The organism is Vibrio sp. SALL6 (genome assembly GCF_002002385.1).
Lineage (GTDB): Bacteria > Pseudomonadota > Gammaproteobacteria > Enterobacterales > Vibrionaceae > Vibrio > Vibrio parahaemolyticus.
The window spans coordinates 49,250-56,140 of record NZ_MQVK01000011.1 but is presented as its reverse complement, the minus strand read 5'-3'; the positions used below and the strand labels follow the sequence as shown (position 1 = coordinate 56,140).

7 protein-coding genes and 1 pseudogene are annotated in these 6,891 nt (G+C 42.4%); 5 read left to right on the top strand and 3 right to left on the bottom strand.

Annotated elements, in window-relative coordinates; all coding sequences use genetic code 11:
- The first annotated feature begins 193 nt into the window (after positions 1-193).
- From BIW15_RS07275 to BIW15_RS25070, 5 genes and pseudogenes are all read left to right on the top strand, one after another.
- Positions 194-355, top strand: a complete 162-nt coding sequence (locus BIW15_RS07275) for a hypothetical protein (RefSeq protein ID WP_256856978.1) — start codon at positions 194-196, stop codon at positions 353-355.
- A gap of 287 nt (positions 356-642) precedes the next feature.
- Positions 643-975 carry a trypco2 family protein gene (locus BIW15_RS25465; RefSeq protein ID WP_219577736.1) on the top strand — a complete coding sequence of 111 codons (333 nt, stop codon included), beginning with the start codon at positions 643-645 and terminating at the stop codon, positions 973-975.
- A gap of 49 nt (positions 976-1,024) precedes the next feature.
- Complete coding sequence (locus tag BIW15_RS07265) at positions 1,025-1,543, top strand: RDD family protein (RefSeq protein WP_069502071.1); 519 nt, start codon at positions 1,025-1,027, stop codon at positions 1,541-1,543.
- Positions 1,544-2,248: 705 nt separating this feature from the next.
- On the top strand, positions 2,249-2,692 hold the full coding sequence (locus tag BIW15_RS07250; protein WP_077280742.1) for a hypothetical protein: 444 nt from the start codon (positions 2,249-2,251) through the stop codon (positions 2,690-2,692).
- A gap of 464 nt (positions 2,693-3,156) precedes the next feature.
- Positions 3,157-3,390, top strand: a pseudogene (locus BIW15_RS25070) (integrase core domain-containing protein); the annotation flags it as partial.
- 114 nt (positions 3,391-3,504) lie between these two features.
- On the opposite strand, the gene BIW15_RS07240 reads toward BIW15_RS25070, so the two are convergent.
- From BIW15_RS07240 to BIW15_RS07230, 3 genes are all read right to left on the bottom strand, one after another.
- Positions 3,505-4,674: a DUF4056 domain-containing protein gene (locus BIW15_RS07240; RefSeq protein ID WP_256856977.1), complete on the bottom strand. Its 1,170-nt coding sequence runs from the start codon at positions 4,672-4,674 to the stop codon at positions 3,505-3,507.
- A gap of 95 nt (positions 4,675-4,769) precedes the next feature.
- Positions 4,770-5,951 carry a BamA/TamA family outer membrane protein gene (locus tag BIW15_RS07235; protein ID WP_025634579.1) on the bottom strand — a complete coding sequence of 394 codons (1,182 nt, stop codon included), beginning with the start codon at positions 5,949-5,951 and terminating at the stop codon, positions 4,770-4,772.
- A gap of 10 nt (positions 5,952-5,961) precedes the next feature.
- A complete protein-coding gene (locus BIW15_RS07230; protein WP_005455036.1) occupies positions 5,962-6,864 on the bottom strand; it encodes a hypothetical protein in 903 nt (300 codons plus the stop codon).
- Between the last annotated feature and the right edge of the window lie 27 nt (positions 6,865-6,891).

The following is a 6,891-nucleotide window of genomic DNA, read 5'->3' as shown; positions in this document are numbered from 1 at the left end:
TTTTAGTGTTTAAGGTGGTTTGCGGCGGCTTCGGTATTGCGTTGCTCACCCCTTAACAGGGCGTTAGTTGCCAATGAGGAAAACGCAGCTAAAGCAGAATGTTTAGAGTTAAAGTCAGTGTGTTTTGAGTGAGGTTTCGAACTTCAATTTCCAATCGTTTGGGTTTGTGAAAATCGTTCTCAGGTTTCTTTTTTTGGTTAAATTTACCGTTTCAGAAACCGATTTACTTGTTGAAAGTCAGCTTTGTGGCATTGTTTCTCCAAAAGGTCTTTTTGGTGTTGTCAGTTCGTTTTCTACGGTGTTGTTTTTCCAAGTGATTTCAGTAGCAGGTGCTTTGAATCTGCGCCTGATTTGAGTTTCTTAAAACACGTAAAGCTAGTGTTGGCAAAGCGGCGATTAACCTCAAAGAAAAGCTTTAGGCTTGGCAACTAACAAAGCATTCAAGAGGGATTCACAACGCTTGGCACTTTTGCTTTTACTTCAAACTTAGTGTTTATGGCACAATGCTTTAGGTTTCGGTGGAGGCGTTGTTCACCCCTTAATTGGGCGTTATGTTTATAGGAGTTTTAAGTGTCAAAAAAGGAAATGTCAGCCTCAAAGACTTCATAGAAGAAGTGAAAAGTGAACTAAAAAGTGCGGTTGGTGAAGAAACTCTTTTTTTTAATGGAGGAGGTGGAGTTAGAAGTTAGTTTTACGTTGGACGCTAAAGCTGAAGGTTCGGCTAAATTGGTTGTTCTCGATGTTGGTGGAAATGTACAGGCATCTCAAGTTCATCGAGTAAAATTGAAATTAACTCCGATTCACGAACCGTCGAGACCCAGGCATTTTCGAAGGGGGGCTTTCCTAAGCCACCTTGTGGATAAACATAACAAACAGTTCAAGTGGGATTCGCAACGCATGGCATTTTTGGTATGCGGTGGTTTCGGTGTTGAAGTGCTATGCGGTAACATTGGTATTGCGTGCTTCACCCCTTAATTGGGCGTTAGTACTCTCAGGAGTATGGTAGTAAGGATAAAAGGTAAATATGTTGGAAACAAATCAAGAAATAACTATCGTTGATAAAAAATTGGCTTCTCGTATGTCACGGTTTTGGGCTGCTTTCATCGATGCTTTGATAGCTTTAGGTAGTAGCCTGGCTATTTTATATGCTACTGATTTTGGTGAGAAAATCATGTCCTCTGAGATAGTCTTGCCAATGGAAGCATTTTTGCTAATGCTATACGGTTGGGGAGTTTTTCTTTTATGTCATGGCTATTTACTATACAAAAATGGGCAGACTTTTGGTAAGTGGGTTTTTGATATATCAATCGTCAAATTGGACAATTCAAAAATTGAATTTGCTCCTGTGTTATTGAAGCGTTACCTTCCAATTTCCTTGGTAACATATCTTCCTGTTATTGGTAGCTTTTTACCTATTTTAGACGCCTTGTTTATTTTTCGTAAAGACCGTCGATGTATACATGATTTTATAGCAGGAACCAAAGTTGTTCAGTTAGAAAAAACAGTAGAACCATCAGAGCAAAAAGCCGAAATAGAGTGCTAACAAACTGTTCAAGAGTGACTCGCAACGCGAGGCATTTTCACTATGCGTTGGTTTTAGTGTTTAAGGTGGTGTGCGGTAGCTTCGATATTGCGTTGCTCACCCCTTAACAGGGTGTTAAATTCATGGAGGATAAATGGAACTCGTAATTGCACCAGTGGTGGTTTTCTGGATAGTGCCATTCTTTTTTACGTAGCGTATGGGGTTCTATCTTTTGATGGATAAACCTTGCCTACCCTGTATATTGACAATTATTTTTGTAGCATTACTTAGTGTACTCACATATGTACTTTGGGGTTTGTTTTCCTTTAAAGGTCGCAGCGAAATTTGGGACTTTGAAATCCAATGGTTTTTTCCATTAAATAAATATGCAATTGTGTAATTTCTTTTATCACTGATGGCTTATTTGTTTGGAAGTAATATTTTTAACAGTGACATATCAAAGGCTGTAATTTTTATTATCGCTTTCTTGGTTACGTTGGGGAGTTTGATCGGGTGTTTTAGCTCTAGTGCATTTATACAAAAGTACAATATTTCAGTGACGTACTAATGAATTTAACAAACAGTTCAAGAGGGGTTCAGCACGCACTGCATTTTTGGTATGCGTTGGTTTCGGTGTTGAAGTGCCATGCAGCAGCTTAGTCATTGCGTGCTTCACCCCTCAACTGGGCGTTATGCTCAATTTAAACTTGGAGTAGTTAAATAAAAATGAAAAAGGTCTTTACTATTTTGGCTGTATCAACACTAGCAGCTTGTGCAAACATAAATACACTTGAAAATTTGAGAAATGATGAACCTAAAAGTGAAAGATATGAATCAGGTGTACCTTTAGTAAAATTAGATGAAAACGTTAAAAGCTATATTGATAAATGCTATCGCTCAAAAGGCTCGACCGTCAAAATGAATGGAACGGCATTGGGTGCAGTAACTTTGTCTGTAGATAGAAATGAAACATCCAATGGAATTGAATATGTAATTAAGAGATGGGTTAAAGGTGGCTATAACCACTGGATACTTGTTTCGCTAAGAGGTGAAGGGTCATCTAATTCAAGTGGTGTTATACATATAGATGACTTAATGCCAAGCTACGTTTTCGGTAAGTTCGAGAAAGTGATAAAAAGCGAAGAGGACATAAGTTGTCCGAGCTATTAAGCATAACAAGGCCCTAAACGCAAACAAAAACAGTTGGCTTCGCTCGTGCCTCACAAAATTTTTAGCCAACTATTTTTAACCGGTTACAACGGTATTATGCGTCTAGTTAACAAGGATTAATTAGATTGAAGGGAAATTATTTGTGCGGGGAAGTTTCGTTTGAGTTATAAGGAGAGTTACCACTCATTTATCAATGTCATTGCTAATTGTGTCGCAAAGTGTTGGGTTTTTCATCTAGCTCAGTTTTGATTGTCAAAGTGTCAAATTTTGAATGGTAAACTGGCGAACCTCAAATTAAGACTTTCTCTACTAATTCGGGCTTTAAATCTGAGTCGTGTCCTCAATGTGGTAACCCATGACCTAATATCTCCTCAAACGGCGATGTATATTGGGTACCTGCTGGTTTGCTGTCCGAGCTTGTCGATGGCAAGGTTGCTGCTCATGTGCATGTCGGTTCCAATGCAAACGGGATCTGCGAACGCTTCCACAAAACCATATTGAATGAGCTCTATCAAGTTACGTTCAGAAAGAAACTGTATGGCTCAATGGAAGAGTTGCAGAAATATCTGGGTGAATGGATGGAGTACTACAACAATCATCGTACTCATCAAGGAAAAATGTGCTGTGGCAGAACGCCAATAGAAACATTAGAGGATGGGAAATCAATCTGGGCTGAAAGGAATCTATCCCAGATATAATCTGACAGGCACCGAGTCTAAAAGTGGGTAGTTGTCAGCTCAGGTCTGAATTCGTACACTTTAGGGTATGTCGTGTCTAAATGAGAGGTTATGTACAGCTATTATTTCTCTAAATTACTTCTCCGTCACATCTAACGCTTTCATTTCTTGACCATCTTGTAACTCTGCATACTTCGCAATGACAGGAAACTGAGTATGTTCGATACGCTCTGACCAGATACGTTTTGGGATGTGGTTGAAGGTATCTGCATAACTCGGCGCTACTTCAAGTACTAACTTGGCAATGTTATCTAGATCCAGCGACTCTACAGATGCTGGTATGGTGAGCACAATCGCGGGAGATTGCGCGAGATACTGTAAGTTCGAGTTCTCTTTACCTAATAGATCCGGTGTTAGTCGGTGGGGCTTTTGTATATCTCCTAGGTCATAGTTACGTTGCAGAACCATGTATTTGTTTGGGATTGACTCGTGTGAGTTCCACCATTTACCGTCGACGGCGGCTAATACCAGTTTTGATTGAGATTTATCAACGACGCCAAGTTCTTGCAGACTTGCATTGAGAAGCAAGCTGACATTTTGGTTGTATTCTCTTTCGCTCAGCATCTTATATTGTTGAATGAGGTTAAGTACAATTTTAGCTCCCAACATGTTGGAGTAGAGATCTTCAAGCGAGTAGGCGGAAATGGTTTCTGGCCAACCTGAAAAACTTGCGTAGCCGTGCCACTGGGCGATCTCATGGGATTCAGCCTTGAAGTAGGCTAAGCGTGCGGCTAAATGAGCGGCCACAGACCACCTTTGTTCATCGGTTAGAGAAGATGCGTCGAACGAGGCCATCTCGATGTATCTTGGCCCTAATTCAGCAGGTAAATCAATGCGATGGGCTTGGTCTAAGTTGGCGAGTATCTCGAAAAATAAGCCCATGGTGTCATCGGCGGTATCGCGCACATGGGCGAGGTCGATAAAGCCACCTTTTTGCGTGTATAAGATTCCGTTATTTTCGCTACCGCCATGACCCAATGCCGATGAGGATGACGGTGTGTAGTGATATATCCCGCTGGCAAACTTGTGTGGGCCTATCTCCTCGAGTTCGACAACGTTGTTCAGTCGGAAAAAGGGCACTGGAACTGGTCCAATTTTGACTTTCTGCATATCCCCAAAGGCACAACACGGGCGTACGTTCTGCGGTACGGTCAATTGAGGGTAGCGAGACTCATCCAAATACCAATTTTGATTGGTCGTCAGATCACCTGCGAGCATATCAGCGGCCTGATTCGAACTTGGCATCGCATGAATTGCCCAATTGTCGGACGAGCATCCAGCCAAGAAGGTACAAAGGGTGGCAGTGTAAAGAGATATAAAAAGTATACGGTTCATTTCAGTTAAAACGCTTCATTAATTGCAAAGTAAAATCCACTTTGATCGTTACCAAAGCCGATATCTAAGCGCAAGTTAACTCGCTGCTTGATTTCAAATCGGTAGCCAACGCCGACAGAGTAGAGCCATTCGTCTTGACCCAGTTGATCAAATTCTTCAGCCAGTGTGCCTGCTCCTAACCAGTACACCATGCCATGGCGCCCAGATAGCGGCTGCCGGTACTCTACTTGGGAAATCAGCATATTTCTGCCGCGATATTGGCCTTGTTCATAGCCACGAAGAGCCTCAGCGCCTCCGAGCATTGCCATTTGATCCCAGCTCACGTCGCCGAAGTTGGATTCGGAGCGTATTTGCCAGGCCAAAACACCAGGAATTGACGATAGGGCACGATAATCGCTGTAATTAAGCCTCACACGTTCAAAATCATTATCTGAGCCTAATTCAGTGCTGAAGTGCTGGTATTCAAGCTCAATCAGCCTGCCTTTTGAGGCATTTAGGGCGAAGTCCCGAGAGTCATAAGTGAGGTTGAGCATGCTGCCAATATTTCGCTGCGTGCTAGGAAACTCCGCCAAATCATCACCTATCCAGGGGATGTGTGTATTTTCTTGTTTGGCGTTGGACGCTTCATTGTGGAAAAAGGAGAGCCCTATGCCTAAGTAGGTAAATGGTAATACACGCGTCATACCAGTGATTGAGGCGGAATAACTGCGTCGGTCATAATTAACTCGTTCATTGTGCATTCCTGCATCAACGCCCATACCATGAAATACATCGGGAGAATCCGTTAGTTCAGCGTCAACAAACAAGCGGTATTTATCGTTGTTTAAGTAGTTGGCATTGTTGATAGATACCCCATAAGCACCATTTATTGACCCAAAACCGTTAACGGTAATAGAGCTTGGTTGTGAGTCGATATCATTGATATCTGGCTTATAGAGGCCGACCGCCGAGACGCCAATACCAAACTTTTTCTCTGGAGTATAAAAGGGGCCGGGCATGACACTCCAGTCTATGCCTTTTTCAGGATCGAACTGACCATCCGCGCCTAGTTCCAGCAATAAGTTCTCAAGCCACGCTTGATATTGCTGATAGCTTGTCAGTTCATGCGTTTCTGACTCTTGCAAAGCCTCTTCGGCGAGAGTTGCTCCAGATAGCAATAGACAGATAATAGGAAGTAATCTTGTCATGCTTTCAACCCTAGAATCGACGACCTAATGAAAAGAATAAGGTCTCACGCTCCCCAAATCCGGCCTCCATCAATATCTCCCAGTCTTTGTTAAAGGCATATTGGAAACCAAGTACACTGTTCCAGTTCTCATCGGCACTTTGACTTACGTTGAAGCCCGCATCAGGGCTCAAGTTTTCAACTAAGCCAAGTAGTTGCGGTGGTAGGTTTAAGCTTTTGAGGTCACCAGACAATTCTTGTTGAACATTTTGATACATGGCGCCAACAAATACGCGCAGTTCGCGTCCGCCATCGTATTGCCAGCGATATCCGACTCTAGGGGCAGCCACGAAGGTTTTAATATTGCCATCAATGGCGGCTATGCTGGTGTAGGTGTAGTTCATATCGAGTAGTGCGAACCAATTTCCCACACCGCCAGCTAATGTGGTGCCTGCTCCATAGGTTCCTCCGTCCATCTCTAACTCAAATGCGGCGCTATCCGGTAGTTCGTCACCCGCGGCATCGAGCAGCGAACACAGAACTTTGTTTCCGATACCTTGCACGGAGGAAGTATCGCAACTTAAAGCGTTAATTTTTGCTGTGCTCGTGCCTTGGGTATAACCAATAATTCCATAGATATTCATAAACGGGAAAATCCACACGTCTCCCCTTAGAGTAATATTGGAACCTTTAAAATCGGCGTGGTTAGCATCAATATCAAGCGCCTCAAGTACCGGATGTCCTGTTAAATCAATGCTGTTGACCGTGATTGGATTGCTCATATCCATGTATGAAAGGGAAAGACCATAAGGTTTTGGCAGTGAATAGCCACGCTTTTCTGCTTCATCTCCCCAAATAGGGAAAAATGAATCTTGAGCAAAACTTAACTGGGTAAATAAAGTGGTTAAAAATACCAGTCCTATTTTTAATTTCACAATGGTCTCTCTTTAATATTCTAAATA